The 26,651-nt window shown below is 64.8% G+C and carries 29 protein-coding genes; 16 read left to right on the top strand and 13 right to left on the bottom strand.

Annotated features, from left to right (window positions below; all coding sequences use genetic code 11):
* Nucleotides 1–17: 17 nt before the first annotated feature.
* Nucleotides 18–1,967, bottom strand: coding sequence for a molecular chaperone DnaK (gene dnaK / locus FYM52_RS08480; RefSeq protein WP_042411235.1), 1,950 nt, complete (start codon nucleotides 1,965–1,967; stop codon nucleotides 18–20).
* A 91-nt stretch (nucleotides 1,968–2,058) separates the two neighbouring features.
* Nucleotides 2,059–2,613: a nucleotide exchange factor GrpE gene (gene grpE, locus FYM52_RS08475; RefSeq protein ID WP_154163757.1), complete on the bottom strand. Its 555-nt coding sequence runs from the start codon at nucleotides 2,611–2,613 to the stop codon at nucleotides 2,059–2,061.
* A 194-nt stretch (nucleotides 2,614–2,807) separates the two neighbouring features.
* On the opposite strand from grpE, the gene rpsF reads away from it, so the two are divergent.
* The 5 genes from rpsF to dnaB all read left to right on the top strand — a co-directional run bounded on the left by rpsF (nucleotide 2,808) and on the right by dnaB (nucleotide 5,909).
* Nucleotides 2,808–3,170, top strand: a complete 363-nt coding sequence (rpsF, locus tag FYM52_RS08470) for a 30S ribosomal protein S6 (RefSeq protein ID WP_042411228.1) — start codon at nucleotides 2,808–2,810, stop codon at nucleotides 3,168–3,170.
* 20 nt (nucleotides 3,171–3,190) lie between these two features.
* Nucleotides 3,191–3,481, top strand: coding sequence for a primosomal replication protein N (priB, locus tag FYM52_RS08465; RefSeq protein ID WP_045267300.1), 291 nt, complete (start codon nucleotides 3,191–3,193; stop codon nucleotides 3,479–3,481).
* 18 nt (nucleotides 3,482–3,499) lie between these two features.
* A complete protein-coding gene (gene rpsR, locus FYM52_RS08460) occupies nucleotides 3,500–3,781 on the top strand; it encodes a 30S ribosomal protein S18 (protein WP_042411225.1) in 282 nt (93 codons plus the stop codon).
* A 12-nt stretch (nucleotides 3,782–3,793) separates the two neighbouring features.
* Nucleotides 3,794–4,246: a 50S ribosomal protein L9 gene (gene rplI / locus FYM52_RS08455; RefSeq protein ID WP_042411223.1), complete on the top strand. Its 453-nt coding sequence runs from the start codon at nucleotides 3,794–3,796 to the stop codon at nucleotides 4,244–4,246.
* 235 nt (nucleotides 4,247–4,481) lie between these two features.
* Entirely contained in the window at nucleotides 4,482–5,909 is a 1,428-nt protein-coding gene (gene dnaB / locus FYM52_RS08450) for a replicative DNA helicase (RefSeq protein ID WP_043379136.1), read from the top strand.
* Between the two features lie 164 nt (nucleotides 5,910–6,073).
* Here the strand turns inward: dnaB and FYM52_RS08445 are convergent, their stop codons facing one another.
* The 4 genes from FYM52_RS08445 to FYM52_RS08430 all read right to left on the bottom strand — a co-directional run bounded on the left by FYM52_RS08445 (nucleotide 6,074) and on the right by FYM52_RS08430 (nucleotide 9,465).
* Nucleotides 6,074–6,481, bottom strand: coding sequence for a hypothetical protein (locus tag FYM52_RS08445; RefSeq protein ID WP_154163756.1), 408 nt, complete (start codon nucleotides 6,479–6,481; stop codon nucleotides 6,074–6,076).
* Nucleotides 6,482–8,299, bottom strand: a complete 1,818-nt coding sequence (locus FYM52_RS08440; RefSeq protein ID WP_154163755.1) for a PhoH family protein — start codon at nucleotides 8,297–8,299, stop codon at nucleotides 6,482–6,484.
* A gap of 170 nt (nucleotides 8,300–8,469) precedes the next feature.
* A complete protein-coding gene (locus FYM52_RS08435) occupies nucleotides 8,470–8,958 on the bottom strand; it encodes a peroxiredoxin (RefSeq protein WP_042411211.1) in 489 nt (162 codons plus the stop codon).
* A gap of 138 nt (nucleotides 8,959–9,096) precedes the next feature.
* The gene (locus FYM52_RS08430; RefSeq protein ID WP_042411208.1) at nucleotides 9,097–9,465 is read right to left on the bottom strand and encodes an Mth938-like domain-containing protein; all 369 of its coding nucleotides are present in this window, start codon (nucleotides 9,463–9,465) and stop codon (nucleotides 9,097–9,099) included.
* 171 nt (nucleotides 9,466–9,636) lie between these two features.
* Between FYM52_RS08430 and FYM52_RS08425 the strand changes: the two genes are divergently transcribed.
* The 7 genes from FYM52_RS08425 (at nucleotide 9,637) to FYM52_RS08395 (ending at nucleotide 16,403) form a co-directional block, all read left to right on the top strand.
* Nucleotides 9,637–10,920: a pyridoxal phosphate-dependent aminotransferase gene (locus FYM52_RS08425; RefSeq protein WP_154163754.1), complete on the top strand. Its 1,284-nt coding sequence runs from the start codon at nucleotides 9,637–9,639 to the stop codon at nucleotides 10,918–10,920.
* Nucleotides 10,921–10,993: 73 nt separating this feature from the next.
* Nucleotides 10,994–12,328, top strand: coding sequence for a homoserine dehydrogenase (locus tag FYM52_RS08420; RefSeq protein ID WP_154163753.1), 1,335 nt, complete (start codon nucleotides 10,994–10,996; stop codon nucleotides 12,326–12,328).
* 155 nt (nucleotides 12,329–12,483) lie between these two features.
* Nucleotides 12,484–13,908, top strand: a complete 1,425-nt coding sequence (gene thrC / locus FYM52_RS08415; protein WP_154163752.1) for a threonine synthase — start codon at nucleotides 12,484–12,486, stop codon at nucleotides 13,906–13,908.
* A gap of 79 nt (nucleotides 13,909–13,987) precedes the next feature.
* Complete coding sequence (gene mobB, locus FYM52_RS08410; protein WP_154163751.1) at nucleotides 13,988–14,551, top strand: molybdopterin-guanine dinucleotide biosynthesis protein B; 564 nt, start codon at nucleotides 13,988–13,990, stop codon at nucleotides 14,549–14,551.
* A complete protein-coding gene (glp, locus tag FYM52_RS08405; protein ID WP_162524680.1) occupies nucleotides 14,548–15,792 on the top strand; it encodes a gephyrin-like molybdotransferase Glp in 1,245 nt (414 codons plus the stop codon). Before mobB ends, glp begins: the two co-directional genes overlap by 4 nt.
* Before the next feature lie 20 nt (nucleotides 15,793–15,812).
* Nucleotides 15,813–16,064 (top strand): molybdopterin converting factor subunit 1, encoded by a 252-nt coding sequence (gene moaD / locus FYM52_RS08400; protein WP_154163750.1) that lies wholly within the window; start codon nucleotides 15,813–15,815, stop codon nucleotides 16,062–16,064.
* 3 nt (nucleotides 16,065–16,067) lie between these two features.
* Nucleotides 16,068–16,403, top strand: a complete 336-nt coding sequence (locus tag FYM52_RS08395; protein WP_154163749.1) for a recombinase family protein — start codon at nucleotides 16,068–16,070, stop codon at nucleotides 16,401–16,403.
* A 137-nt stretch (nucleotides 16,404–16,540) separates the two neighbouring features.
* Here FYM52_RS08395 and FYM52_RS08390 read toward each other — a convergent pair whose 3' ends face one another.
* Together FYM52_RS08390 and FYM52_RS08385 are read right to left on the bottom strand one after the other, a co-directional pair.
* Nucleotides 16,541–17,539 carry a tripartite tricarboxylate transporter substrate binding protein gene (locus FYM52_RS08390; protein WP_043379181.1) on the bottom strand — a complete coding sequence of 333 codons (999 nt, stop codon included), beginning with the start codon at nucleotides 17,537–17,539 and terminating at the stop codon, nucleotides 16,541–16,543.
* Between the two features lie 31 nt (nucleotides 17,540–17,570).
* On the bottom strand, nucleotides 17,571–18,785 hold the full coding sequence (locus tag FYM52_RS08385; RefSeq protein ID WP_154163748.1) for a CaiB/BaiF CoA-transferase family protein: 1,215 nt from the start codon (nucleotides 18,783–18,785) through the stop codon (nucleotides 17,571–17,573).
* A gap of 132 nt (nucleotides 18,786–18,917) precedes the next feature.
* Here FYM52_RS08385 and FYM52_RS08380 point away from each other — a divergent pair, with 132 nt between their 5' ends.
* Complete coding sequence (locus FYM52_RS08380; protein ID WP_043379191.1) at nucleotides 18,918–19,805, top strand: LysR family transcriptional regulator; 888 nt, start codon at nucleotides 18,918–18,920, stop codon at nucleotides 19,803–19,805.
* A gap of 91 nt (nucleotides 19,806–19,896) precedes the next feature.
* Here FYM52_RS08380 and FYM52_RS08375 read toward each other — a convergent pair whose 3' ends face one another.
* Both FYM52_RS08375 and FYM52_RS08370 read right to left on the bottom strand, forming a co-directional pair.
* A complete protein-coding gene (locus FYM52_RS08375; RefSeq protein ID WP_154163747.1) occupies nucleotides 19,897–20,223 on the bottom strand; it encodes a hypothetical protein in 327 nt (108 codons plus the stop codon).
* A 9-nt stretch (nucleotides 20,224–20,232) separates the two neighbouring features.
* Complete coding sequence (locus FYM52_RS08370; RefSeq protein WP_045267287.1) at nucleotides 20,233–20,487, bottom strand: hypothetical protein; 255 nt, start codon at nucleotides 20,485–20,487, stop codon at nucleotides 20,233–20,235.
* 117 nt (nucleotides 20,488–20,604) lie between these two features.
* Here FYM52_RS08370 and moaE point away from each other — a divergent pair, with 117 nt between their 5' ends.
* Entirely contained in the window at nucleotides 20,605–21,078 is a 474-nt protein-coding gene (moaE, locus tag FYM52_RS08365) for a molybdopterin synthase catalytic subunit MoaE (RefSeq protein ID WP_154163746.1), read from the top strand.
* 188 nt (nucleotides 21,079–21,266) lie between these two features.
* Complete coding sequence (locus FYM52_RS08360) at nucleotides 21,267–21,800, top strand: type 1 glutamine amidotransferase domain-containing protein (protein WP_154163745.1); 534 nt, start codon at nucleotides 21,267–21,269, stop codon at nucleotides 21,798–21,800.
* A gap of 114 nt (nucleotides 21,801–21,914) precedes the next feature.
* On the opposite strand, the gene FYM52_RS08355 is transcribed toward FYM52_RS08360, so the two are convergent.
* The 3 genes from FYM52_RS08355 to FYM52_RS08345 all read right to left on the bottom strand — a co-directional run bounded on the left by FYM52_RS08355 (nucleotide 21,915) and on the right by FYM52_RS08345 (nucleotide 23,805).
* Nucleotides 21,915–22,487 carry a YceI family protein gene (locus FYM52_RS08355; protein ID WP_042411173.1) on the bottom strand — a complete coding sequence of 191 codons (573 nt, stop codon included), beginning with the start codon at nucleotides 22,485–22,487 and terminating at the stop codon, nucleotides 21,915–21,917.
* Nucleotides 22,488–22,628: 141 nt separating this feature from the next.
* A complete protein-coding gene (locus FYM52_RS08350; protein WP_154163744.1) occupies nucleotides 22,629–23,201 on the bottom strand; it encodes a YceI family protein in 573 nt (190 codons plus the stop codon).
* Between the two features lie 43 nt (nucleotides 23,202–23,244).
* Entirely contained in the window at nucleotides 23,245–23,805 is a 561-nt protein-coding gene (locus tag FYM52_RS08345) for a cytochrome b (RefSeq protein WP_154163743.1), read from the bottom strand.
* Nucleotides 23,806–24,032: 227 nt separating this feature from the next.
* Between FYM52_RS08345 and clpB the strand changes: the two genes are divergently transcribed.
* Nucleotides 24,033–26,642 carry an ATP-dependent chaperone ClpB gene (gene clpB / locus FYM52_RS08340; protein WP_154163742.1) on the top strand — a complete coding sequence of 870 codons (2,610 nt, stop codon included), beginning with the start codon at nucleotides 24,033–24,035 and terminating at the stop codon, nucleotides 26,640–26,642.
* Nucleotides 26,643–26,651 lie beyond the last annotated feature (9 nt).

The raw sequence follows: 26,651 nt of genomic DNA, 5'->3' as shown, positions 1-26,651 counted from the left end.
AATGCCGCTGCTTCGAATTACTTCTTCACTTCCTTGACTTCGGCGTCCACGATGTCGTCATCGTTGGACCCCGCAGGCTTTTGCTGCTGCTGAGCGGCACCCGCGTCGGCGGCTGCGGCGCCACCCGCTGCACCGGCAGCTGCCTGGGCTTCGGCGTAGACCTTCTCGCCCAGCTTCTGGCTGGCGGTCATCAGGGCTGTGGTCTTGGCTTCGATGGCGTCCTTGTCCTCGCCCTTCAGGGCTTCTTCCAGTTCCTTGGTGGCGGCTTCGATGGCGTCCTTCTCGGCGGCATCCAGCTTGTCGCCGTGCTCGCCCAGGCTCTTCTTCACGCTGTGGACGGCGGCTTCACCCTGGTTGCGGGCCTGCACCAGTTCCAGCTTCTTCTTGTCGTCGGCTGCGTTCAGTTCCGCGTCCTTGACCATCTGCTGGATTTCTTCTTCCGACAGACCCGAATTGGCCTTGATGGTGATCTTGTTTTCCTTGCCGGTGCCCTTGTCCTTGGCGCCGACGTGCAGGATGCCGTTGGCGTCGATGTCGAAGCTCACCTCGATCTGGGGCACGCCACGGGGTGCGGCAGGGATGCCTTCCAGGTTGAATTCACCCAGCAGCTTGTTGCCCGAGGCCATCTCACGCTCACCCTGGAAGACCTTGATGGTCACCGCAGGCTGGTTGTCGTCCGCGGTCGAGAAGGTCTGTGCGAACTTGGTGGGGATGGTCGTGTTCTTGGTGATCATCTTGGTCATGACGCCGCCCAGGGTTTCGATACCCAGGGACAGGGGGGTCACGTCCAGCAGCAGCACGTCGGAACGGTCACCGGCCAGCACCTGGCCTTGCACGGCAGCACCCACGGCCACGGCTTCGTCGGGGTTCACGTCCTTGCGGGGGTCGCGGCCGAAGAATTCCTTGACCTTTTCCTGCACCTTGGGCATGCGGCTCATACCGCCGACCAGGATCACGTCCTGGATGTCGGACACGGAGATGCCGGCGTCCTTGATCGCGGTGCGGCAAGGGGCGATGGTGCGCTCGATCAGGTCCTCGACCAGGGCCTCCAGCTTGGAGCGGGTCAGCTTGATGTTCAGGTGCTTGGGACCGGTGGCGTCGGCCGTGATGTAAGGCAGGTTGATGTCGGTCTGTGCGGAGTTCGACAGCTCGATCTTGGCCTTTTCAGCGGCTTCCTTCAGGCGTTGCAGGGCCAGCACGTCCTTGGACAGGTCCACGCCCTGTTCCTTCTTGAACTCGCTGATGATGTAGTCGATGATGCGCTGGTCGAAGTCTTCGCCACCCAGGAAGGTGTCGCCGTTGGTCGACAGCACTTCGAACTGCTTTTCACCGTCCACGTCGGCGATTTCGATGATGGACACGTCGAACGTGCCGCCACCCAGGTCATACACGGCAATCTTGCGGTCACCGGCGCCCACCTTGTCCAGGCCGAAGGCCAGGGCGGCAGCGGTGGGTTCGTTGATGATGCGCTTGACTTCCAGGCCGGCAATGCGACCGGCGTCCTTGGTGGCCTGGCGCTGGGCGTCGTTGAAGTACGCGGGCACGGTGATCACGGCCTCGGTCACGGTTTCGCCCAGGAAGTCCTCGGCGGTCTTCTTCATCTTGCGCAGCACTTCGGCGCTGATCTGGGGAGGTGCCAGCTTCTGGCCGCGCACTTCCACCCAGGCGTCGCCGTTGTCGGCCTTGGTGATGGTGAAGGGCATCAGGTCGATGTCCTTTTGCACTTCCTTCTCGTCGAACTTGCGGCCGATCAGGCGCTTGGCGGCGTAGATGGTGTTCTTGGGGTTGGTCACGGCCTGGCGCTTGGCGGAGGCGCCGACCAGGATTTCACCGTCTTCCTGGTACGCAATGATCGAAGGCGTGGTGCGCGCACCCTCGCTGTTTTCGATCACGCGGGTGGTGTTGCCTTCCATGATGGCCACGCAGCTGTTGGTGGTGCCCAAGTCAATACCGATGATTTTGCCCATTTGAAATGCTCCGAATGTTTGGTTGATTGGCTCTTAGCTAAGGGTTGTTCCCGGGGCTTCAAGCCATGGTGTCAAGATTTTTTACGTGGCCTTACTTGGGTGCCGCGACCGTCACCAGCGCGGGGCGCAGCACACGGTCGGCAATCAGGTAGCCCTTTTGCAGCACGCTGACCACGGTGTTGGCTTCCTGGTCGGCGGGGACCATGGAGATGGCCTGGTGGTGGTGGGGGTCGAACTTGGTGCCCGCCGCGGGGGCGATGGTGACCACCTTGTTGCGCTCCAGCGCGTGCTGCAGCTGGCGCAGGGTGGCGTCCGAGCCCTCGCGCAGTTGCTCGGCCGTGGCGTTCTGGATGGCCAGGGCGGCGTCCAGGCTGTCGCACACGGGCAGCAGGCTTTCGGCAAAGCTTTCGATGCCGAATTTGCGCGCCTTGCTGACTTCCTCCTCGGCGCGGCGGCGCATGTTTTCGGCGTCGGCCTTGGCGCGCAGGAATTGGTCGGCCATGTCGGCGTTCTTGGCCTTGAGTTCGGCCAGTTCGGTTTGCAGGCGAGAGATTTCGTCGGCCACATTGGCAGCCATCGCAGCCTCCAGTTCCTCGGTCGAGGCGTCAACAGGGGCTGTGTGGGGCGTAGTGTGTTGTTCGGACATGTGGATAGCGTCTCAGAAGAATGAACCTTGCCAGTTCACATGGGGGTGCCTTGGCGGCTTTCAAGGGCCGGGTCACCCAAAGGGTATTGCAGGGACAAGTGTACAAGCCTGGAGAGGAGTGTCTATAATCTCGCGTTTTGCCTTGCTCCACCGCTACAGGCGCAGCGGGGGGCTTAACCCAAAAGGGAGTTTTCATGCGTCATTACGAAATCATTTTGTTGATCCATCCGGATCAAAGCGAGCAAGTTCCAGCCATGCTGGAGCGCTACAAGGGCATGATCACCGCCGGCGGCGGTGCAGTGCACCGTGAAGAAGACTGGGGCCGTCGTCAACTGGCCTACATGATCAACAAGCTCGCCAAGGCCCACTACATCTGCCTGAACATCGAAGCCGACCAGGCTGTGATGGCTGAACTGGAACACGCGTTCAAGTTCAACGATGCCGTGCTGCGTCACCTGACAGTGCAAAAGAAGAAGGCCGACACCGGCGCTTCTTCCATGATGAAGACTGTCGAGCGCGAAGAAGCCCGCAAGGCCAACCAAGCCGCTGAAGCCTAATTCAGGCCTTCGCTTGGAGAGTGGAAAACCACGTTGTCCTGACCGCCTGTATCGATGAGCTGCCCGCTCTGCGTTACACCCCCGCCGGTTTGCCCGCCTTGGATTTGCGCCTGGTGCACGAATCCTCCCAGATGGAAGCAGGCAGCCCGCGCAAGGTCTCGGCAGCTGTAAAAGCGGTGGCATTTGGTGCGTTGGCTGAGCGACTCGCCCGCCAGGCACCCGGAAGTTCTTGGAGATTCCAAGGTTTTCTGGCCACACCGCGCAACAGCAAAACCGTGGTGCTGCACATCCAGGATATTCAACAAAATTAATTTTCAAGAGGTCCAGCAATGGCCACGTTCAAGAAATTCAACAAAGACAAGCGCCCCAAGCGCAACACCCAGTCGCTGCTGTTCAAGCGCAAGCGCTTCTGCCGCTTCACCGTGGCTGGTGTGGAAGAGATCGACTACAAGGATGTCGACACCCTGCGTGACTTCATCGCCGAAAACGGCAAGATCATCCCCGCTCGCCTGACTGGCACGCGCGCCATCTACCAGCGTCAGCTGAACACTGCCATCAAGCGCGCTCGCTTCCTGGCTCTGCTGCCCTACACCGACCAGCACAAGATCTAAGGAGCCACAACCATGCAAATCATCCTGCTCGAAAAGGTTGTGAACCTGGGTAACCTGGGCGATATCGTCAAGGTCAAGGACGGCTACGCTCGCAACTTCCTGATCCCTTCGGGCCAAGCCCGTCGCGCCACGGCTGCTGCCAAGGCCGAGTTCGAAGCCAAGCGCGCCGAACTGGAAAAGGCTGCTGCCGAGAAGCTGGCTGCTGCCCAAGCCGAAGGCGAGAAGCTGAACGGCTTCACCCTGAAGCTGTCGCAAAAGGCTGGCGTGGACGGCCGTCTGTTTGGTTCCGTGACCAACCACGACATCGCTGACGCCCTTAAGGCACAAAACTTTGGCGTGCACAAGGCACAAGTGCGCATGCCCAACGGTCCCATCAAGACCGTGTCGGTTTCGACCGTGGAAGTGGCTCTGCACACCGACGTGCTGGTCGAAGTGACCGTGGAAGTGGCTGGCGAAGCTGCCTAAGCTTTCGGAAACTTTCCGACACACCAAAAGCCGCCCTCGGGCGGCTTTTGTGTTTTCAGGATGAAAACAGGCGCTGGCGCTTGCTGAACCTGCGCTTGCAGCTCTTTTTATTTCAGCGGTTCAGGGGCTATTCCTGGCTGCGAAGTCCATGCCGACGCTGGGCTGCCCGCATCGGTGGATGACGGCAGCCGGTGGCGGCGCTACGATCATGGGCTTGTCTTTTTGTGGGTCGACCATGTCTTCTGTGATGCCTCCGTTGGATGATGATGTTTTTGGCGCGCCGGCTGCCGCCGAGGACCAGCAGGTGGCCAAACTGCGCCTGCCGCAGTACTCCATGGAGTCCGAGTCCAGCGTGCTGGGTGGTCTGCTGCTGGACAACAACGCCTGGGACCGGGTGGGGGACCTGCTGACCGAGCGCGATTTCTACCGCCACGAGCACCAGCAGATCTATGCCGCCATCGGCAAGCTGATCAACGACAGCAAGCCGGCCGACGTGATCACGGTCTTCGAGCACCTGCAAAGCATGGGCAAGGCCGAAGAGGTGGGGGGCATCCTCTACCTCAACCAGCTGGCCCAGTACGTGCCCAGCGCGACCAACATCCGCCGTTATGCGGAGATCGTGCGCGAGAAGGGCATCCTGCGCAAACTGCTGACGGTGAGCGACGAGATCGCCACGAATGCGCTCAACCCCCAGGGCAAGCCGGTGGAGCGCATTCTGGACGAGGCCGAGCAGAAGATCTTCGCCATCGGCGAGGAAGGCTCGCGCATGAAGCAGGGCTTCCAGAGCATGGACACCTTGGTGGGCGACCTGCTGGACCGGGTGCAGGAGATGGCGGACAACCCGGTGGATGTGACCGGCATTCCCACCGGCTTTGCCGACCTGGACCGCATGACCAGTGGCCTGCAGGCCGGCGACATGATCGTGCTGGCGGCGCGCCCGTCCATGGGCAAGACCTCGTTCGCGGTGAATATTGCCGAGCACGTGGCGCTCAACGAAGGCCTGCCGGTCGCCATCTTCTCGATGGAAATGGGCGCCGCCCAGCTGGCGGTGCGTATCGTGGGTTCCATCGGCAAGGTGAACCAGGGCAATCTGCGTACCGGCAAGCTGGAGCACGATGAGTGGGCGCGCCTGACCGAGGCGGTGGAAAAGCTCAGCCAAATCTCGCTGCACATCGACGAGACGCCGGGGTTGACGCCGTCCGAGCTGCGCGCCAATGCGCGGCGCCTGGCGCGCCAGTGCGGCAAGCTGGGCCTGATCGTGGTCGACTACTTGCAGCTGATGAGTGGCTCCAGCGGCGGTGGTGGTGACAACCGCGCGACCGAGCTGGGGGAAATCTCCCGGGGCCTGAAGATGCTGGCCAAGGAGCTGCAATGCCCGGTGATTGCGCTGTCGCAGCTGAACCGCTCGGTGGAGCAGCGCACCGACAAGCGCCCCATGATGTCCGACCTGCGCGAATCGGGCGCCATCGAGCAGGACGCGGACATCATCATGTTCATCTACCGCGACGACTACTACAACAAGGACTCCAAGGAGCCGAACATTGCCGAGGTCATCATCGGCAAGCAGCGTAACGGCCCCACGGGCACGGTGAAGCTGTTCTTCCAGAAGAACCAGACGCGCTTCGAGAACCTGGCCATGGGCTACGACAGCGACGCCTATTGAGGGCGTACCCGGCGCGAAGCAATGAAAAAAGGGCCTTGCCATGGCGGCAAGGCCCTTTTTGTTGGAGGGTTCCTCAAAAAGAGGAGCTGTCAGCGCTAGTTATTCATAGAGTTGCAGTCCTTAAAGCATTGAAACTCTCGTCTTTCCAGCGCAGGCTGCTTCGTTTATTGACGCAGCAAGGCGATCAGCAGCCCCAGTACGCACACGCCCAGCACGCCGCAGGCCCAGGCCAGGCGGGTGGCGCCGGTGCGCAGCAGGCCCACGGTCTGCACGATCTGCGCCTGCTGCTCGGCCATCTGCTCCAGCACCTGGGCCGAGGCGCGCTGGGCGGCCTCCAGCTGCTGTACGCGGGCTTCCAGCTGGGCCACCTGCTGCAGCGCCAACTCACCGGCACTGCTGGGCAGGCTGGCTGTGTGGTGGGCGGCGGGGGCGGCCGTCGCCATGGCGTCGGCGGCCTCCTGTTCGGGGCTTTTCTTTATCAGCCCCTTGGCGGCCTTGAGCACGTGCGGTGCCGCCTGGATCACATCGGTCCAGGGCACCATCTTCAAGGCCGCCACCCAGCTGATCGCCATTTACAGCACCTCGCTGGCAAAGTCCGCCAGGCGCGAGCGCTCGCCGCGCGCCAGCTGGATGTGGCCGCTGTGCGGCCAGCCCTTGAAGCGGTCCACGGCAAAGGTCAGGCCGGAGCTGCCTTCCGTCAGGTACGGGGTGTCGATCTGGCCCAGGTTGCCCATGCAGATGATCTTGGTGCCAGGGCCGGCACGGGTGATCAGGGTCTTCATCTGCTTGGGCGTCAGGTTCTGGGCCTCGTCGATGATGACGTACTTGTTCAGGAAGGTGCGGCCACGCATGAAGTTCATGCTCTTGATCTTGATGCGGCTGCGGATCAGCTCGTTGGTCGCGGCGCGGCCCCATTCGTTGGGGTTGCCGCCGTCGCCCTTGGCCAGGAATTCCAGGTTGTCGTCCAGGGCGCCCATCCAGGGGCCCATCTTCTCTTCCTCGGTGCCGGGCAGGAAACCGATGTCTTCGCCCACGCTGACGGTGGCGCGGGTCATGATGATCTCGGTGTAGCGGCGCTCGTCCAGCACCTGGCACAGGCCGGCGGCCAGGGCCATCAGCGTCTTGCCGGTGCCGGCCGTGCCGGTCAGGGTGACGAAGTCCACCTCGGGGTCCATCAGCAGGTTCAGGGCGAAGTTCTGCTCGCGGTTGCGCGCGTTCACACCCCAGACGTTGTGCTTGCTGCTGCTGTAGTCGCGCAGGGTCTCCAGCACCACGGTCTTGTCGCGGATCTCCGTCACGCGGGCATGCAGGCTGGGCTCGCCCGGCGCTTCAAAGTACACGTACTGGTTGATCAGCATCGGGGCCGTGACGGGGCCGCTCAGGCTGTAGAAGCTGCGTCCGCCCTGCTGCCAGCTTTCGACGTTCTTGGCCTTGCGCCAGAAGTCGGCGGGCAGGGCCAGGCTGCCGGTGTACAGCAGGTCGCCGTCGTCCAGGGCCTTGTCGTTGCGGTAGTCCTCGGCCGGCAGGCCCAGGGCGCGCGCCTTGACGCGCATGTTGATGTCCTTGGACACCAGGATGACTTCCTGCTGGCCTTGCTTGGCCGCGCGCAGGGCCTGGACCACGCCCAGGATCTGGTTGTCGGCCTTGCCCTGGGGCAGGCTGGCGGGCAGGCGGTAGTCCAGTGGCACCGTCTGGAAGAACAGGTGGCCGGTGGAGCCCTTGTTGCCGCTGGCGTCCAGGCGCAGGCCGATGGCCAAGTCGGCGCTCTGCTGTGCGTCCACCAGGGCATCCAGCATGCGGCTGACCTGGCGGCCGTTGCGGGCCACTTCGGTCATACCCTTCTTGTGGGCATCCAGCTCTTCCAGCACCACCATGGGCAGGAAGATGTCGTGCTCTTCGAAGCGGAAGATGCTGGTGGGGTCGTGCAGCAGCACATTGGTGTCCAGCACAAACAGGCAGGATTGGCCCGTGCGCTTCTTGGTCGGGCGTGCCGGGTTGCTGGCGACCGCTGCGGGTGCCGCCGCGGCGGGGGCGGTGCTGCGCTTGCGGCTGCTGGCCGCGGGCGTGGCCGGTGCGGGTGCGGGTGCAGGGGTTGCCTTTGGCGCAGGCGCTGCGGCCGCCTTTTGCTGCACGGCGGCACGCTGCTGGGCCAGGCTTTGCGCGGCTGCCGTGGTTGCTGCACTGGCCGTGGCGGTGCTGGCGGCTTTCTTGCCGCTGCGTGCGGGCGGCGGTGTCAAAACTGGCGCAGGCGAGCTGGTCAGTTGCGTCGGCTGCGTGTCCTCGGTGTCCGGGGTGGCGGCTGTCGCGCGTTTGCTGGTGCGTGCGGTGACGTCAAAGGCTTCCTTGGCTACACGGGCGGCGCGTTTGGTCGGGGCGGGAGGCAATGGCATAAGCGAGTCAGTCCTTGTGAGGGCTGTAAAAAACACAAAGCCGCCGGGCACAGGCCCAGGCGGCTTTGGAGGAAGTGGGTTTGCAATGCAGGGTCAAAACGCGCAAAGGCATGAGACCCATTATGCATGCCTTGGCGCCGACACCGATGTCAGCGCCGTGGCGTGGTATTTCAGGCGGCTTGCTTGGCCGCGGTCTTCAGTGCCTTGACAGCCTTCAGGACTTCGTCCACGTGGCCGGGGACCTTCAGGCCGCGCCATTCCTGCACCAGGATGCCATCGGCGTTCACCAGGAAGGTGGAGCGCTCGATGCCCTTGACCTTCTTGCCGTACATGATCTTGTTCTTGACCACACCGAACATGTGGCACATCTTCTCTTCGGTGTCGGCGATCAGCTCGAAGGGCAGTTCCAGCTTTTCCTTGAAGTCGTCGTGCGACTTCATGTTGTCGCGCGACACGCCGAACACCACGGCACCGGCCTTTTCAAAGTCCTTGAACTTGTCACGGAACTGCATGGCCTCGGTGGTGCAGCCAGGGGTGTTGTCCTTCGGGTAGAAGTACAGAATCACAATCTGGCCGGTGTGCGAGGTGTTGGATACCTTCACGCCACCTGTCGCGTTGGCTTCAAATTCGGGAAGGGGTTTGTTGACAACGATCGCCATGCGCTTTGATCTCTCGGGAGTAGTCGTTGGAATGCCGAGGGGTGTAGGGTGTGTATTGCTTTTATGGGTAGGTACGCCCCCGACCGCAACCTGCGATTTTACCCCGAAACGCGAATTTTGACGAGCCCCGTGCGGATATTACTCCAAGAGCAGTGCGGCTATCACATTGCGGCCTTCTGCGGCCAGCACGTTGTAGGTGCGGCAGGCGGCGTGGGTGTCCATGGTCTCCAGTCCGATGCGTTTGTGCATCAGCGGTTGCAGCCAGGAGGGGTGCACGAAACGCAACTTGCTGCCGGAGCCGAAGATGATGAGTTCGGCGTTGAGTTCGGCCAGTGCGGCGAAGTGCTGGGGCGTGAGCGAGGCGAAGTCCGTGCAGTCCCAGGGGCGTAGGAAGCCGCTGGCGCCCAGCAGCAGGTTGCCGCGGTGTTCCTGCTTGTTGACGGTCAGCCAGCCGGGGCCGTACCCCGTGACCATTTGCACGTCGGAGTGGTCAGCGTGGAGTTTCATGGAGGGGGGTCCTTGTGGTGGCGGCGTGGGTCAGGGCGCTGCCTGGTATACCGGGAGCATGGGCACCGCATTTTGCGGGGAGGGCGGCCGGCCGAAGTGTGGTCAAATTATAGGTTTCACCGGGGCGCGGGCGCGCCTTGGCGCTGTTGAAGCAATAGGTGGCATATTTCCATGAAGACTGTCCAAAAATCCGCAAAGCTGTCCAACGTCTGCTATGACATCCGAGGGCCGATCATGGATGCGGCCAAGCAGATGGAAGAGGATGGTCACAAGATCATCAAGCTGAACATCGGCAATCTGGCGGTGTTCGGCTTCGATGCCCCTGAGGAAGTGCAGCAGGACATGATCCGCAACCTGCCCAACTCGGCCGGCTATTCCGACAGCAAGGGCATCTTCGCGGCGCGCAAGGCCGTGATGCACGAAACCCAGCGCCAGGGCATCAAGGGCGTGACACTGGACGACATCTACCTGGGCAATGGCGCCTCCGAGCTGATCGCCCTGGCCACCAACGCCTTGCTGGACAACGGCGACGAGATGCTGCTGCCGGCGCCCGACTACCCGCTGTGGACGGCCGTGACCAGCCTGTCCGGTGGCACGCCCGTGCACTACATGTGCGACGAGGACAACGGCTGGATGCCGAATCTGCAGGACATCCGCGCCAAGATCACGCCCCGCACCAAGGCCATCGTGGTCATCAACCCCAACAACCCCACGGGTGCGCTGTACTCCAAGGAATTGCTGCTGGAGATCCTGCAGCTGGCGCGCGAGCATGGCCTGGTGGTGTTTGCCGACGAGGTCTACGACAAGGTGCTGTACGACGACGTCAAGCACACGCCCCTGGGCAGCCTGTCCGCCGACGTGCTGACCATCACCTTCAACTCCCTGTCCAAGGCCTACCGCAGCTGTGGCTACCGCGCCGGCTGGATGGTGATCTCGGGCGACAAGAAGCCCGCCAAGGACTACATCGAGGGCCTGAACATGCTCTCCAACATGCGCCTGTGCGCCAATGTGCCCGGCCAGTGGGCCGTGCAGACGGCGCTGGGCGGCCACCAGAGCATCGACGAGCTGGTCAAGGAAGGCGGCCGCCTGCGCGTGCAGCGCGATGTGGCCTGGGAGCTGATCAACGCCATTCCTGGCGTGTCCTGCGTCAAGCCCAAGGCGGCGCTGTACATGTTCCCGCGCCTGGACCCGGAGATCTACCCCATCAAGGACGATCAGGAATTCTTCCTCGAGGTGCTGCAGGAAACCAAGGTCATGCTGGTGCAGGGCACGGGCTTCAACTGGCCCAATCCCGACCACTTCCGCATCGTCTTCCTGCCGCACGAGCCCGATCTGCGCGAGGCCATCAACCGCCTGGCCACCTTCCTGGCCAAGTACCGCCAGCGCCATGGCACGGACAAGCTGCTGAACAAGCCGGCCGCCAAATCCAAACCCAAGGCCGACGCTGCGGCCTAAGCATTTTTGATAGCTGTAAGCGCAGACCCCGTAAGCGCTACAGCCCTTTTTGACGTGAAAGCGTAATGAGACTATGAAACCGATCCAAGTAGGCCTGTTGGGCATTGGCACCGTGGGCAGCGGCACTTTCAACGTGCTGCAGCGCAACCAGGAAGAGATCCGCCGCCGCGCGGGTCGTGGCATTGAGATTGCCATGGTGGCCGACTTGGATACCACGCGCGCCAAGCAAGTCGTCGGTGATGCCGTCCAGGTGGTGGGCGATGCCCGTGCCATCATCGCCAACCCGGACATCGACGTGGTGGTCGAGCTGATCGGCGGCTACGGCATCGCCAAGGCCCTGGTGCTGGAAGCGATTGCCGCGGGCAAGCACGTGGTGACGGCCAACAAGGCGCTGCTGGCCGTGCACGGCTCCGAAATCTTCAAGGCGGCGGCCGACAAGGGCGTGATCGTGGCCTACGAAGCTGCCGTGGCCGGTGGCATCCCCATCATCAAGGCGCTGCGCGAAGGCCTGACCGCCAACCAGATCCAGTGGGTGGCCGGCATCATCAACGGCACGACCAACTTCATCCTGTCCGAAATGCGTGACAAGGGCCTGGACTTCGACGTGGTGCTGAAAGAAGCACAACGCCTGGGCTACGCCGAAGCCGACCCCACCTTCGACATCGAAGGCGTGGACGCCGCGCACAAGGCCACGCTGATGAGCGCGATTGCCTTCGGTATCCCCGTGCAGTTCGACAAGGCCTATGTGGAAGGCATCACCAAGCTGGCGGGCGCCGACATCAAGTACGCCGAACAGCTGGGCTACCGCATCAAGCTGCTGGGCATCACCAAACGCACGGACAAGGGCATCGAGCTGCGTGTGCACCCTTCGCTGGTGCCCTCCAAGCGCCTGATTGCCAACGTCGAAGGCGCCATGAACGCCGTGGTGGTGAACGGCGACGCCGTGGGCACCACGCTGTACTACGGCAAGGGTGCGGGCTCCGAGCCCACCGCGTCGGCCGTGATTGCCGATCTGGTGGACATCGCCCGCCTGCACGGCGCGGACCCCGCCCACAGCGTGCCGCCCCTGGCCTTCCAAAGCAGCACCCTGGGCGCTGCCGGCAAGGAACTGCCCGTGCTGCCCATGGCCGAGGTGGTCACCAGCTATTACCTGCGCATCCGCGTGGCCGATGAAGCCGGTGTGCTGGCCAAGATCACCACGCTGCTGGCCAATGCCGGCATCAGCATCGACGCCGTGCTGCAGCGTGAAGCCGATGAAGTGGGCGGCGAAGGCTCGACCCAGACCGACCTGATCATCCTGACCCACGACACCCGCGAAGGCGATATGGACAAGGCGCTGGCTGAAATCCAGGGCCTGCCCACCGTGCTGGCGCCGATCACGCGCATCCGCAAAGAGGAATTGAACTAACTCCCCCTGAGGCGCTGCGCGCCTTCCCCCTCTCTGGCTGCGCCGGAGGGGGACGACGCCCTCGCTGCGGGGCGGCCCTTGCTCGGCGTCCTTGGCGAAAGTTGGCAGGGACACGCCAGCAGGGCTTTTGAATCGAATATTGACGAGGAAGCACCATGCTTTATCTGTCCACCCGCGGTCACGCCGACCGCAAACGCTTTTGCGACATCCTGCTCGAAGGCCTGGCGCCCGATGGCGGCCTGTACCTGCCGGTCGAGTACCCCCAGATCGACGATGCCAAGCTGACCCAGCTGCGCACCACGCTGGCCACCCAGGGCTATGCCGCGCTGGCGTTCGAGATCCTGTCGCTGTACATCGACGACATTCCCGCCGACGACCTGCGCGCCCTGTGCGCCAAGACGTACACCCAGGACGTGTTCGGCACCGAGGCCATCGTGCCCGTGCGCACGCTGGAAGGCAATTTGCGGATTGAAGCCCTGTCCAACGGCCCCACGCTGGCCTTCAAGGACATGGCCATGCAGCTGCTGGGCAACCTGTTCGAGTACGAGCTGACCCGCCGTGGCGAAACGCTGAACATCCTGGGCGCCACCTCCGGCGACACCGGCAGTGCGGCCGAGTACGCCATGCGCGGCAAGCAGGGGGTGCGCGTGTTCATGACCAGCCCCCACGGTCGCATGAGCCCCTTCCAGCAGGCGCAGATGTTCAGCCTGCAGGACGCCAACATCCACAACATCGCCATCGAAGGCGTGTTCGATGACTGCCAGGACATCGTCAAGGCCGTGTCCAACGACCACGCCTTCAAGGCCAAGTACAAGATCGGCACCGTCAACTCCATCAACTGGGCGCGCCTGCTGGCCCAGGTGGTGTACTACTTTGCCGGCTACCTGCAGGCGACGAGCCGCAACGAAGAGAAGGTCAGCTTCACCGTGCCTTCGGGCAACTTCGGCAACATCTGCGCCGGCCATGTCGCGCGCCAGATGGGCCTGCCGATTGCCCAGCTGGTGGTGGCCACCAACGAAAACGACGTGCTGGACGAGTTCTTCCGCACCGGCGTCTACCAGGTGCGCGGCGCGGTCAACACCTACGAGACCTCCAGCCCGTCCATGGACATCTCCAAGGCCAGCAATTTCGAGCGCTTTGTGTTCGACCTGGTCGGCCGGGATGGCGCGCGCACCCAGGCGCTGTTTGCCGAAGGCGTGGCCAAGCAGGGCCAGTTCGACCTGAGCCAGGACGCCTGCTTCCAGGATGCGGCCCTGAAGTACGGCTTTGTCAGCGGCAAGAGCACGCACGCCGACCGTTTGGCTACCATCAAGGACTGCTACCAGCGTCTGGGCCAGATGATCGACACCCACACCGCCGACGGCGTGAAGGTGGCCCGTGAGCACTTGCGCCACGAGCCCATGCTGGTGCTGGAAACCGCCCTGCCGATCAAGTTCGCGGCCACCATCGAGGAAGCCCTGGGCCGCCAGCCCGAGCGTCCCGCCAAGTTCGACGGCATCGAAGACCTGCCCAAGCGTGTGGTGGTCATGCCGGCGGATGTGGAAAAGGTCAAAGCCTATATTCAGCAGCACTGCGACTGAGCCTGGGCTTTAGGCATGAAACTGAGCGCCGGCGCTTGTTCCACAAGCGCCGGTTGCTATTTGGAAGAGAGCACAACGCATGAAAGCCTTGGGCTTTGCCGCTTACTCCGGCGCCGGCAAGACCACCCTGCTGGAGCACCTGATCGCCGCACTGCGTGCGCGTGGGCAGACCGTGTCCACCGTCAAGCACGCCCACCACGACGTGGACATCGACCTGCCGGGCAAGGACAGCTGGCGCCACCGCCAGGCTGGTGCCCAGGAGGTGCTGCTGGTTTGCGACCGGCGCCTGGCGCTGGTGCGCGAGTTCAGCACCGCGCAGGATCTGGACGTGCATGCCATGCTGGCCGAGCTGAGCCCCCAGGTCGACTGGGTGCTGATCGAAGGCTTCAAGCACGGCGACCTGCCCAAGGTGGAAATCTGGCGCCAGCCCGACCCCGCCAGTGGCAAGCCCGCCAAGCCCCTGCGCTTTCCCGAGGATCCGCATGTGGTGGCGCTGGCCACCGACGATGCGGCGGCCCTGCCCCAGCAGCCGCCGGCCCATGTGCAGTTGCTCGACATGAACCAGCCCGCACAGATCGCGGACTGGATGCTGGCCAACGCCAGCCGTTTTGAATACCGTCGCCCACAAGGAGAGCACGCGTGAAGCCCCAAGCCCTGACCACCCTGGACGAAGCCCTGGCCGCCGTACTGGCCCAGGCCCTGCCGCTGGGCGTGGAGCATGTCGACCTGTTCAACGCCGATGGCCGCGTGCTGCGTGCCGATTGCACCTCGGCCCTGCAGGTGCCGCCCCAGGACAACTCCGCCATGGATGGCTACGCCGTGCGCGTGGCCGACCTCCCCGTCGCCGGCGTGGCCCTGCCCGTGAGCCAGCGCATCCCCGCCGGCCATGTCGGCACCGAACTGCAGCCCGGCAGCGTGGCCCGCATCTTCACCGGGGCCCCCGTGCCCCCCGGTGCCGATGCGGTGCTGATGCAGGAAGACACCACCGTGCTGGCAGACGGCCGCGTGCAGTTCAACGCGGTGCCCAAGCCGGGCCAGAACATCCGCCGTGCGGGCGAAGACATTGCCCTGGCCAGCACCGTGCTGGCCGCCGGCACGCGCTTGACGCCCGCCGCCATCGGCCTGGCCGCCAGCATCGGCATGGCCGCGCTGCCCGTGGGCCGCAAGCCGCGCGTGGCGCTGTTCTCCACGGGGGATGAGCTGGTGCTGCCCGGCACCGTGGCCCAGCAGGACATGCGCCCCGGCAGCATCTACAACAGCAACCGCTATTTCCTGCGCGCGCTGCTGCAGCGCCTGGGCTGCGAGGTGGTGGATGGCGGCATCCTGCCCGACCACCGTGTGCAGACCGCCGAGGCCATTCACCGCGTGGCCCAGGACTGTGACCTGGTGCTGTCCAGCGCCGGCGTGTCCGTGGGCGAGGAAGACCACGTCAAGCCGGCCGTGGAGCAGCAGGGCGCGTTGAACCTGTGGATGATTTCCATGAAGCCCGGCAAGCCTTTTGCGTATGGCCAGGTGTTCCGCAACGGCCAGGATGCCCGCCAGGGCGTGGCGCATTTCATGGGCCTTCCCGGCAACCCGGTCTCCAGCTTCATTACCTTTTTGCTGCTGGTGCGGCCCTTTGTCCTGCGCCTGCAAGGCCTGCAGGACGTGGCCCCCCGTGCCACGACGGTCACCGCGCAGTTCGCCTGGCCCAAGCTGGAAAAGCGCCGCGAGTTTCTGCGTGCCCGCCACGACGGCCAGGGCGGGCTGCAGCTGTTCGGCAACCAGGGCTCGGGCGTGCTGACCTCGACGGTGTGGGGCGATGGCCTGATCGACAACCCGCCGCTGACGCCCATCCAGCCCGGCGACAGCGTGCGCTTCATCCCCTTCACCGAGTTGATGTGAGCACCCCGGAGAACAACTCTATGAATATCACCGTGCGTTACTTTGCCTCCATCCGCGAGGCCATGGGCACCGGCAGCGAAGCGCTGCAGACCAGTGCCACCACCGTGGGGGCGCTGCGTGAGGCGCTGATGACCCGCAGCCCCGCGGCCGCGGCCGCCCTGGCCCCGGGCAAGGCCGTGCGCATGGCCCTGAACCAGGACCTGTGCCAGGGCGATGCGCCCCTGAAGGCCGGCGATGAAGTCGCGTTCTTTCCCCCTGTCACCGGGGGCTGAGCCATGAGTGATGCACCCAAGCAGGTGGATGCCGCCATCAGCCGCCGCACGCGCCAGGCCCTGAGCGAGGCCAAGGCCCGCGGCGTGCAGCTGGGCAAGGCCGGTGCGGACAACCTCCGTGCCACAGTGGAAAAGCGCAAGAGCGCCGCAGACGCTTTTGCCAAGCAGCACGAAGCGCTGTTTGCCGAATTCGTGGCGCAGGGCCTGACGCACCGCAAGATGGCCGAGCTGCTCAACGCGCGCGGCATTCCCGCCGCCAAGGGCGGGCCGTGGACCCACGGCCAGGTGCAGCGCATCCTGAACCGCTACGCCGACTGGGCCCAGGCCGCTTCGGCCTGACAGCAGACCGGCGCGCCCTTGCGGGTGCCTGGCTGCGGTTGCTCCAGGCCCTGCGCCCCGGCGTGAGGCCAGCCCTAAAAAAAAGCCATCCCCATGTGGCACGGGGATGGCTTGGGGGCTGCGTCCTGCGGCGGGGCTCAGGTGGCGCTGATGCCCTTGGCCTTGACGATGGCGCTCCAGCGCTCATAGTCCTTGTTCAGGCGCGCCTGCATCTGCTTGCCGTCCTGGAACGAGGCGATTGCGCCGGCCGTCAGCAGCTTTTGCTGCAGTTCCTTGTCCTTGGCCACGATGTCGCGCGTTTCGCTGGCGATGCGGTCAAGAATGGCCTGGGGCGTGCCCAGGGGGGCGATCAGGCCGCCCCAGGAGTCGAAGTCAAAGCCTGGGAAGCCTTGTTCGGACACGGTCCTGGTCTTGGGCAGCAAGGCCTTGGCATTGGGCGAGCTGAGGGCGATGGCCTTGAGCTTGCCGGCATGGATGTGGGGCAGGGCCGCCACCACGTCGGCAAACATGATGCCGATCTGCCCGCCCAGCAGGTCCGCCACGGCCGGGGCGCTGCCACGGTAGGGAACGTGCATCAGGTCGAACTTGCCCAGTTCCTTGAGCTGCTCCATCGCCAGGTGGCCGAAGCTGCCGGTGCCCGAGCTGGTGAAGTTCAGCGGCTCCTTGCTCTCCTTGATGAAACGGATCAGGCCGGCCAGGTCGTCCACGCCCGGAATCACCGCGGGGTTGACCACGATCGCCATGGGCAGGTCGTAGACGGTGGCGACGGCGGCGAAGTCCTTGGTCACGTCGTAGGCATTGTTCTTGTACATCAGCGGCGCCAGCAGGGCCGGCATGCCGAACATGGACAGGTTGTAGCCGTCGGCCGGGCTCTTGATGAAGCTGGCGGTGCCGATGGAGCCGGAAGCGCCGGGCTTGTTCTCGATGATGATCTGCTGGCCCAGGCGCTCGCTCAGCTTTTGCGCCACGATGCGTGCCGCCGTGTCGGTGGGGCCGCCCGCGGGGAAGGCCACGACCATCTTGATGATCTTGCTGGGCCAGGCGGCCTGGGCCCGGCTGTAACCGGTCCAGCCCAGCAGCGGGGCGGCGGCACTCCAGGCCAGCAACTGGCGGCGGCGGATGGATGAGGGGTTCATGCGATGTCTCCTTGTTGTACAAACACGGGCGTCAGATGACGCCGTTTTCCTGCAATGCGGCCAGGGCCGCGGTGTCCAGCTGCAGCAGCTCCTGCAGCACGCTGTGGGTGTGCTCGCCCAGGTGCGGGGGCGGGCGGCGCACGGGCAGGCGTTGGCCGTCCATGGCATAGGGCGGAGCCAGCACGGCCTGGGCGCCGGCTTCGGCGTCGTCGTAGCGGTGCAGCAGGCCGGCCTGGGCGGTGCGCTCGGACTGCAGCGCGTCCAGCATGCCCAGCACCTCGCCACAGGGAATCTGCGCGCGCACCAGACGCTCCAGCAGCTCGGCCCGCGTGAAGCCCTGCAGGGCTTGGCGGATCTGCGGCAGCAGCAGCTCGCGGTGGTCCGAGCGGCCGGTGTTGGTGGCAAAGCGCTCGTCGGCCGCCCAGTCGGGGCGCTGGATCACGTCCTGGCAAAAGCGCTGGAACTGGCCGTTGTTGCCCACGGTGATGACCAGCGGGCCGTCGGCGGCCTCGAACACGCCGTAGGGCACGATGGACGGGTGGGCATTGCCGAACTTGGGCGGGTCCCCGTCCTTGAGCAGGGCTTCCATGCCGTAGTAGGAGGTGATCATCACCCCGCAGTCGTACAGGGCCATCTGCACATGGCGCCCCAGGCCGCTGCGCTGGCGGGCGAACAGGGCCGCCAGGATGGCCTGGGCGGAGTACATGCCGGTGAACATGTCCACGGCGGCCACGCCGAACTTCAGCGGACCCTGGCCGTATTCGCCATTGGTGGCCATGACGCCCGATTCGCCCTGCACCACCAGGTCGTAGCCGGGGCGCTGGGCCTCGGGCGTGAAGCGGGCATAGCCCGAGATTGAGCAGTACACCAGCCGCGGGTTCAGCGCCTGCAGCTGCTCGTAGCCCAGGCCCAGCTTTTCGGCGCCACCGACCTTGAAGTTCTGGATCACCACGTCGCACTGCGCCGCCAGATCCTTGGCGATCTGCGCGCCCTGCGGGCTTTGCAGGTCCAGGGTGATGGAGCGCTTGTTGCGGTTGGCGCTGTTGAAGTAGGAGGTGTTGCGCGTGCCGACGCGCACGCCCCAGTCGCGGGTGTCGTCGCCGCGGGCCGGGTGCTCGACCTTGATGACGTCGGCGCCCAGGTCGGCCAGGGCCATGGCGCACATGGGGCCGGCCAGCACGCGGGACAGGTCAAGGACGCGGACCCCCGCCAGGGGGAGGGGGGCCGCGTGGGTGGATGCAGGCATGGGTGTGGGTCTCCGTCAGGGTGGCCTGTCGCAACTGCGGCGGCCATCGCATAGTGCTTGCATTGTCGGATTGGTATTAATTTTTGACAATTGCAATTAATATTCAACAGATATGAAAACCGAAAGTTGACAATGGACCTGAACGCCCTGGCCTTGCTGGTGGACATCATCGACAGCGGCAACCTCAGCCGTGCGGCGCAGAAGCTGGGCATGAGCCGCGCCAACGTCAGCAAGCGGCTGAACCACTTCGAGAAAAGCCTGGGGGCCGAGCTGCTCAAGCGCAGCACGCGCCAGCTGGAGCCCACGGCGCTGGGGCGCCAGCTGTATGCGCACGGCAAGAAAATCCGCCACGAGCTGATGGCGGCCGAGGAGTCGCTGCAGCACCTGGGGCGCAGCCTGGGCGGCACGGTGCGCCTGAGCGTGCCCAGCGGCTACGGCCAGCACACCATGGCGGCGTGGCTGATGGAGTTCATGCGCCGCTATCCGGAGGTGACGCTGGAGGTGATCTTCGACAACGCCATCGAGGACCTGGTCAAGGGCGCGGTGGACTTTGCCATCCGCGTCATGGGCGATGCGCCCAGCCACCTGGTGACGCACAACCTGGGCACGGTCGAATACGCGGCCTGTGCTGCACCGCAGCTGGTGGCGGACTACGGTCCGGTGCAGACGCTGGCCGCGCTCAAGCAGCTGCCGCTGATCACCTCGGAGCTGACGGGTGAGAAGCTCAAGCTGGCCGGCCAGAGCGCGGACATCCGCCCGCGGCTGATGTCGGCCAACTTCTTCTTTCTGCGCGACGCCATCCTGCAGGGCCTGGGCGCCGGCCTGGTGCCGGACTACATGGTGGCCGACGAGATCGCCTCCGGCCACCTGTTGCGGCTGTCCGTGCCGCAGCGCGACCTGGCCTTCCTGCGCTCCAACCTGTACCTGCTGCACATGCCGTCGCGCTACCAGACCAAGGCCCAGCAGACGCTGATGGCCTTCCTGCTGGACAAGGCGCAGGCCCCGGCCGTGGCTGCCTGAGTCGGGGTGGTGCCGGCATGCAAAAGCCGCCCCTGGGGGCGGCTTTTCTGTGAGCAGTCAGCGCGCGTGGATGCTGGGCTGAAGGCGTATTTCAGGCAGATTCCGTGCCGTTGGGGAGCCGCGGTGCCTTCCACTCCAGCAGCTCGGCCAGGCGCTGGATCACCCAGCCGGCTTCCACGGCCGTGACGACCGAGCCCTCGGCCGCCAGCGCGCTGTGAAAGCCCAGCAGCACACCTTCCTCGCTGGAGTTGCCGCTGTGGTACAGGGTCTGGGCCTGCTCCACCAGGTGGCAGGCCAGGTCCTCGCACAGCTCGTAGCGCGCCACGACTTCGGCGATCGGCGTTTTGAGCACGCCGGCGCGGCTGCGGAACAGGTCGGCAAAACTGGCCGGGGGCTGGATCTGGCTGGTGTCGTCCATCGGGGGCGCTCAGTCGGGGTCGAACAGACGCTCGAAACGCACGATGTCGATTTCCAGCTCACAGGTCACCAGCTGGCCCATGCGGCCGTCCTGCTTGCGCTGGGCCGAGAACAGCGTGGCCCGGCCCTCGAAGTCGTAGTCCGGCAGGTGGATGATGGCGTAGGGGTGGGGCACGAAGCACTGGTGCTCGAACACCACACGGTGTTCGTTGCGGGGCGAGGGGTACAGCATGTACTCCGGCGTGTCGATGGTTTGGGTGGCCATGCGAAAGACAAAAAAAGAGGGTGGCGAAAAGCCGCGGGGCCGCAATGCTACCGTGGCTGGGCAGGGTTTCGCTGGCATGTGGGCATGTGCTGCGCGACCTACGCCACAATCTGCGCCATGACTGCACCCCGTGTTTTGATCCAGCACCAAGATTTTGATGTTTCCGCCGAGCTGGCCGCGCTGCGCGCGGGCGATGCGCGCGTGGGGGCGGTGTGCAGCTTCGTCGGCACGGTGCGCGACCGCAACGAGGGCGCCAGTGTCTCGGCCATGGAGCTGGAGCACTACCCCGGCATGACGGAAAAGTGCATCGAGGCCATCATCGACCGCGCCGTGGCGCGTTTCGGCATCTTCGGTGCGCGCGTGATCCATCGCATCGGGCCGCTGCAGCCCCTGGACCAGATCGTGCTGGTGGCCGTCACCTCGGCCCACCGCGGCATGAGCTTTCAGGCCTGCGAGTTCATCATGGACTACCTGAAGTCCGAGGCCCCGTTTTGGAAAAAAGAGCAGACCCCCGAAGGTGCACGTTGGGTGGATGCACGCGTCAGCGACGAACAGGCCCTGGCCCGCTGGGCCGAGACCCCCGCCCACTGACGCCCTGCGCCGGCCACCGGGGCGCGACGGGCCTCCCCGGTGGCCGGCGGTGCTGCCATGCCCCCAACGCACACCGCACGACGGCGTCAGGCCCGGGCGACAGCGGGGCGCCGCCTTGGCCGACAGACGCCGGCTGCGTGGCGGGCCACCATGGCCGGCAGGATCCACCTGGTCCAAGGAGGGCTGCCATGAGCCGGTCGATTGCTGTGCTGGTCACCGAGGGGTTTGAGGACAGCGAATACCTCTCGCCCGTGGACGCCCTGCGGGCCGCAGGCTATGCCATCTTCCACATCGATGTGGAGCCAGGGCGCATCGTCAAGAGCCGCGCGGAGCAACTGCCGCTGCGCATCGATCTGGGCATCAACCAGGCGCGGGCGGCCGACTATGCGGGCCTGCTGATCCCCGGCGGGCGTTCGCCCGGCGTGCTGCGCCGCGACCCGCGGGTGCTGCAGTTCGTGCGTGACTGCGATGCGCGCAGGCTGCCGATCTTCGCCATCTGCCACGGCCCGCTGCTGCTGGTCAGTGCCGGCGTGGTGCGCGGCCGCGCCATGACCGGCGTGGCGCAGATTGCGGATGACCTGCAGCACGCGGGTGCCAGCTATGAGGACAGCCCGGTGGTGGTGGCCGACCGCCAGCTGGTCACCAGCCGCACGCCGGAGGACCTGCCACTGTTCAACGCCGCGATGCTGCAGCTGCTGGCCGAGCACCACCCGCCGCTGTGAAGCGCACACCCCGCTGCACGGCGCGGGCATGAAAAAACGGGCCCAGGAGCCCGTTTTTTGCTTGGCGAGGGAGGGCTGACCAAAGACCGTCGTCCCGCGTGTACTGTGCCGCGCTTACTGCTTGACGGCTTCCATCTGCAGCACCAGACGCACGTTCTTGGGGAAGCCCCAGTCCACGCCGTAGTTCACGCCCCACTGGGTGCGGTCGATGGTCGCCTCGAAGTCGCCGCCGCAGACTTCGCGCTTGAGCATGGGGCTGTCGTAGCAGGTGAACTTGTTGGACTTGATGGTGATGGGGTGGGTCTGGCCGTTCAGGGTCAGCTGGCCGGTCACTTCCTTGAGCTTGTCGCCGTCGAAGACGAACTTGTCGGAGACGAACTTGGCTTCGGGAAACTTCTCGGCGTTGAAGATTTCCGCGCTCTTGAGGTGCTTGTCGAAAGCGGCGGTGCCGGAGTTCACCGAGTTCATGTCCAGCGCCACTTCCACCTTGCCGCTCTTGCCGGCCTTGTCGAACTGCACGGTGCCGCTCTTCTTGTCGAAGCGCACGCGGTTGGTCGAGGCGCCGAAGTGGTCGATCTCGAAGGTCGCGAAGGTGTGGGTGGGGTCGATGGCGTAGGCCGCAGGGGCCGCGTGGGCGGCGGTGGCCAGCAGGCCGGTGGCAGCCAAAGCAATCAGGGTCGAGCGCATGGTGGAATCTCCTTGGTGAAAAGCGGGAACAAAGAACACAGATAAAAAAGAGAGCTGCCTGCGCGCGCATTCATTAGGTTTCAAGCCATAAAGCATAGGAAAACTAAGTGCAGCGGGCGCCAGCTGCTTCCAAAACAGGCTTTAGAGCTTGCCCACGCCGGTCAGGGCCAGCTTGAACTGCACGTTCACCTCGTCGGCCACCATGGAGGTGTCGGCCCAGTCGCCGTCGCCGATCTTGAAGCTCAGGCGCTTGAGCGGCAGCGTCCCGGACGCCGTGGTGGTGGCACCTGATTGCGCCAGCTGCACGGGCACGGAGACCTTCTGCGCCTGGCCCTTGATGGTCAGCGTGCCGTCGATCTGGTACTTGCCGCCACCCAGGGCCTTGACGGCGCTGGAGTCGAACGTGGCCTTGGGGAACTTGGCGATGTTGAACCAGTCGGCGCTGAACAGGTTGCTGTCGGTCTCCTTGGAGCCCATGGTGGCGCTGCCGGTGTCCACGGTGAAGTGGATCTTGCTGGTCTCGGGCTTGGCGGTGTCGAACTGCACCTGTGCGCTGAACTGCTTGAAGTGGCCGCTGACGGGCACGCCGAGCTGCTTGGCGCTGAACTGGATACTGCTTTGCGCAGGCACCAGGGCCTGCTGCGCCATGGCGGCGGTGCCCAGCAGGGCGGCGCTGGCCAGCACGGTGGCACGCAGTGGGGAGGTGAAAGTCATGGTCAATCCTTGTGGCATTCGCAAACAATGGGATGGAAGGGGGTCAGCGTGCGCTGCCGGGCCACATGCGGCGCAGCAGCCCGTCGCGGTCGATCACCTGGTGCTTGAGCGCAGCGGCGATGTGCAGGCCGGCCAGGCCCAGCAGGGCGTACGCGCTCAGCTCGTGCCAGGGCTTGATGGCCTCGGCCAGGGCGGGGCTGGCGGGCACGAAGTCGGGCAGCTGCCACAGGCCGAACCAGACGATGGGAAAGCCCGCCGCCGAGCTGTAGGCCCAGCCAATCAGCGGCACGGCGAAGAACAGCGCGTACAGCAGGTGGTGCACGCCATGGTGGGCCAGGTGCTGCCAGCGCGGCATGGCAGCGGCCATGCGCGCAGGCAGGGCCGGTGGGCGGTGGGCCAGGCGCCAGACCAGGCGCAGCACGCTCAGCAGCAGGATGGTCACGCCGGCCCACTTGTGCCAGTTGTAGTACTTGAGCTTGGCGGGCGAGAACGGCAGTCCCACCATGTACCAGCCGAACACCAGCAGACCCAGCAGGGCGGCGGCCAGCACCCAGTGCAGGGCAATCGCGGTGGTGGTGTAGCGGTGGGCGGGGGAGGAGGGCATGGTGCGGGACAAAGGGGGCAAAAGCAGGCAGTCTAGAAGGCACCCTCTGACACAGCATTCAATGCACTTGATGACAAGATTCAAAAGATTGCAAGGAACTTTGCGGCACAAGCTGGCATCACGGGCCGGATGGATGGGGCCTTTTCAGGCCAGGCAGCCCCTTGAAAACCCTGGGCAAGCCCTTAGCTGTGAAGCAGTTATTGATTTGCTGTTGAAGGAAGCCACCCATGCGCATCGACAAGCTCACCACCAAATTCCAGGAAGCCCTGGCCGACGCCCAGACCCTGGCCCTGGGCAACGACCACGCCTACATCGACCCCCTGCACCTGCTGGCCGCCATGCTGCGCCAGAACGACGGCCCCAAGGCCCTGCTGCAGCGCGCCGGCGCCAATGTGGCGGCCATGTCCACGGCCGTGGAAAACGCCGTCAAGCAGTTGCCCGAGGTTCAGGGCCACGACCAGGTCACCATCGGCTCCGAGCTGGGCAAGCTGATGCAGGCCACGGAAAAGGAAGCCATCAAGCGCGGTGACCAGTTCATCGCCAGCGAACTGTTTGTGCTGGCGCTGGCCGACAGCGACACCAAGGCCGCCAAGATCGCCAAGGAGCATGGTCTGACCCGCAAGGCCATGGAGGCCGCCATCAGCGCCGTGCGCGGCGGCCAGACCATGGACAGCGCCGAAGGCGAAAGCCAGCGCGAGGCCCTGAAGAAATACACCCTGGACCTGACCGAGCGCGCCCGCATGGGCAAGCTGGACCCGGTGATCGGCCGCGACGACGAGATCCGCCGCGCCATCCAGGTGCTGCAGCGCCGCAGCAAGAACAATCCCGTGCTGATCGGTGAGCCCGGCGTGGGCAAAACCGCCATCGTCGAAGGCCTGGCGCAGCGCATCGTCGAGGGCGAAGTGCCCGAAACTCTGAAAGACAAGCGCGTGCTGGTGCTGGACATGGCCGGCCTGCTGGCCGGCGCCAAGTACCGCGGCGAGTTCGAGGAGCGGCTGAAGGCCGTGCTCAATGACGTGGCCAAGGACGAGGGCCGCATCATCCTGTTCATCGACGAAATCCACACTATGGTCGGCGCTGGCAAGGCCGAAGGCGCCATGGACGCCGGCAACATGCTCAAGCCCGCGCTGGCGCGCGGCGAGTTGCACTGCATCGGCGCGACCACGCTGGACGAGTACCGCAAGTACATCGAGAAGGACGCGGCGCTGGAGCGGCGCTTCCAGAAGGTGCTGGTGGAAGAACCCTCGGTGGAGGACACCATCGCCATCCTGCGCGGTCTGCAAGTGCGTTATGAGGCACACCATGGCGTGGACATTACGGACCCCGCTATCGTTGCTGCAGCGGAGCTGAGCCACCGCTACATCACCGACCGCTTCCTGCCCGACAAGGCCATCGACCTGATCGACGAGGCCGCGGCCAAGATCAAGATCGAGATCGACTCCAAGCCCGAGAGCATGGACAAGCTCGAGCGCCGCATGATCCAGCTGAAGATCGAGCGCGAGGCCATGAAGAAGGAAAAGGACGAGGCCTCGCAAAAGCGCCTGCAGCTGATCGAGGACGAACTGCTCGAGCTGGAGCGCGAGTACGCCGACCTGGAGGAAATCTGGAAGGCCGAAAAGGCCAGCGCCCAGGGCTCCGAGCAGATCCGCAAGGAAGTGGATGCCATCCGTACCCAGATCGAAGAGCTCAAGCGCAAAGGTGACTTCAACAAGGTGGCCGAGCTGCAGTACGGCAAGCTGCCCGCGCTGGAAAAGCAGCTCAACGAGGCCCAGGCCAGCGAGGCCGATGGCGCCGCGCCCAAGCACAAGCTGCTGCGCACCCAGGTCGGGGCCGAAGAGATTGCCGAGGTGGTCAGCCGCGCCACGGGCATTCCCGTGTCCAAGATGATGCAGGGCGAAAAGGACAAGCTGCTGCACATGGAAGCCAAGCTGCACGAGCGCGTGGTGGGCCAGGACGAGGCGATCTCGGCCGTGGCCAACGCCATCCGCCGCTCGCGCTCGGGCCTGTCCGACCCCAACAAGCCGCTGGGCAGCTTCCTGTTCCTGGGCCCCACGGGCGTGGGTAAGACCGAGCTGTGCAAGGCGCTGGCCGGTTTCATGTTCGACAGCGAAGAGCACCTGGTGCGCATCGACATGAGCGAGTTCATGGAAAAGCATAGCGTGGCACGCTTGATTGGTGCGCCCCCCGGCTATGTGGGCTATGAAGAAGGTGGCTATCTGACCGAGGCCGTGCGCCGCAAGCCCTACAGCGTGCTGCTGCTGGACGAGGTGGAAAAGGCCCACCCCGACGTGTTCAACGTGCTGCTGCAGGTGCTGGACGATGGCCGCCTGACGGACGGCCAGGGCCGCACCGTGGACTTCAAGAACACGGTCATCGTGATGACCAGCAACATCGGCTCGCACCTGATCCAGGCCATGGTCGGTGAGGACAGCGAGGACATCAAGGATGCGGTGTGGGGGGAACTTAAATCCCATTTCCGACCCGAATTCCTCAACCGTATCGATGAAACCGTGGTCTTCCACGGCCTGGATGCGGCGCACATCGAGGCCATTGCCCAGATCCAGCTGCAGTTGCTGCAGCGCCGTCTGCAAAAAATGGACCTGGAAATGCACGTGACAGCGCCTGCTTTGGCAGAGTTGGCTAAAGTAGGGTTTGATCCGGTCTTTGGCGCACGTCCGCTGAAGCGGGCCATCCAGCAGCGCATCGAGAACCCGCTCTCGCGCCTGTTGCTGGAAGGCAAGTTCCCGCCCAAGAGCCGGATCGAGGTTTCGGTGGACCCTGTCCAGGCCCCCGGAGTCTTCAATTTCGGCCTGGATGCTGCCGACGGCAGCATCTGATCCGGAACG

Source organism: Comamonas sp. CAH-2, from assembly GCF_009668305.1.
Classification (GTDB): domain Bacteria; phylum Pseudomonadota; class Gammaproteobacteria; order Burkholderiales; family Burkholderiaceae_C; genus Comamonas; species Comamonas aquatica.
Note: the sequence above shows the minus strand (reverse complement) of the source record. Positions and strands in the feature narration are given on the sequence as shown.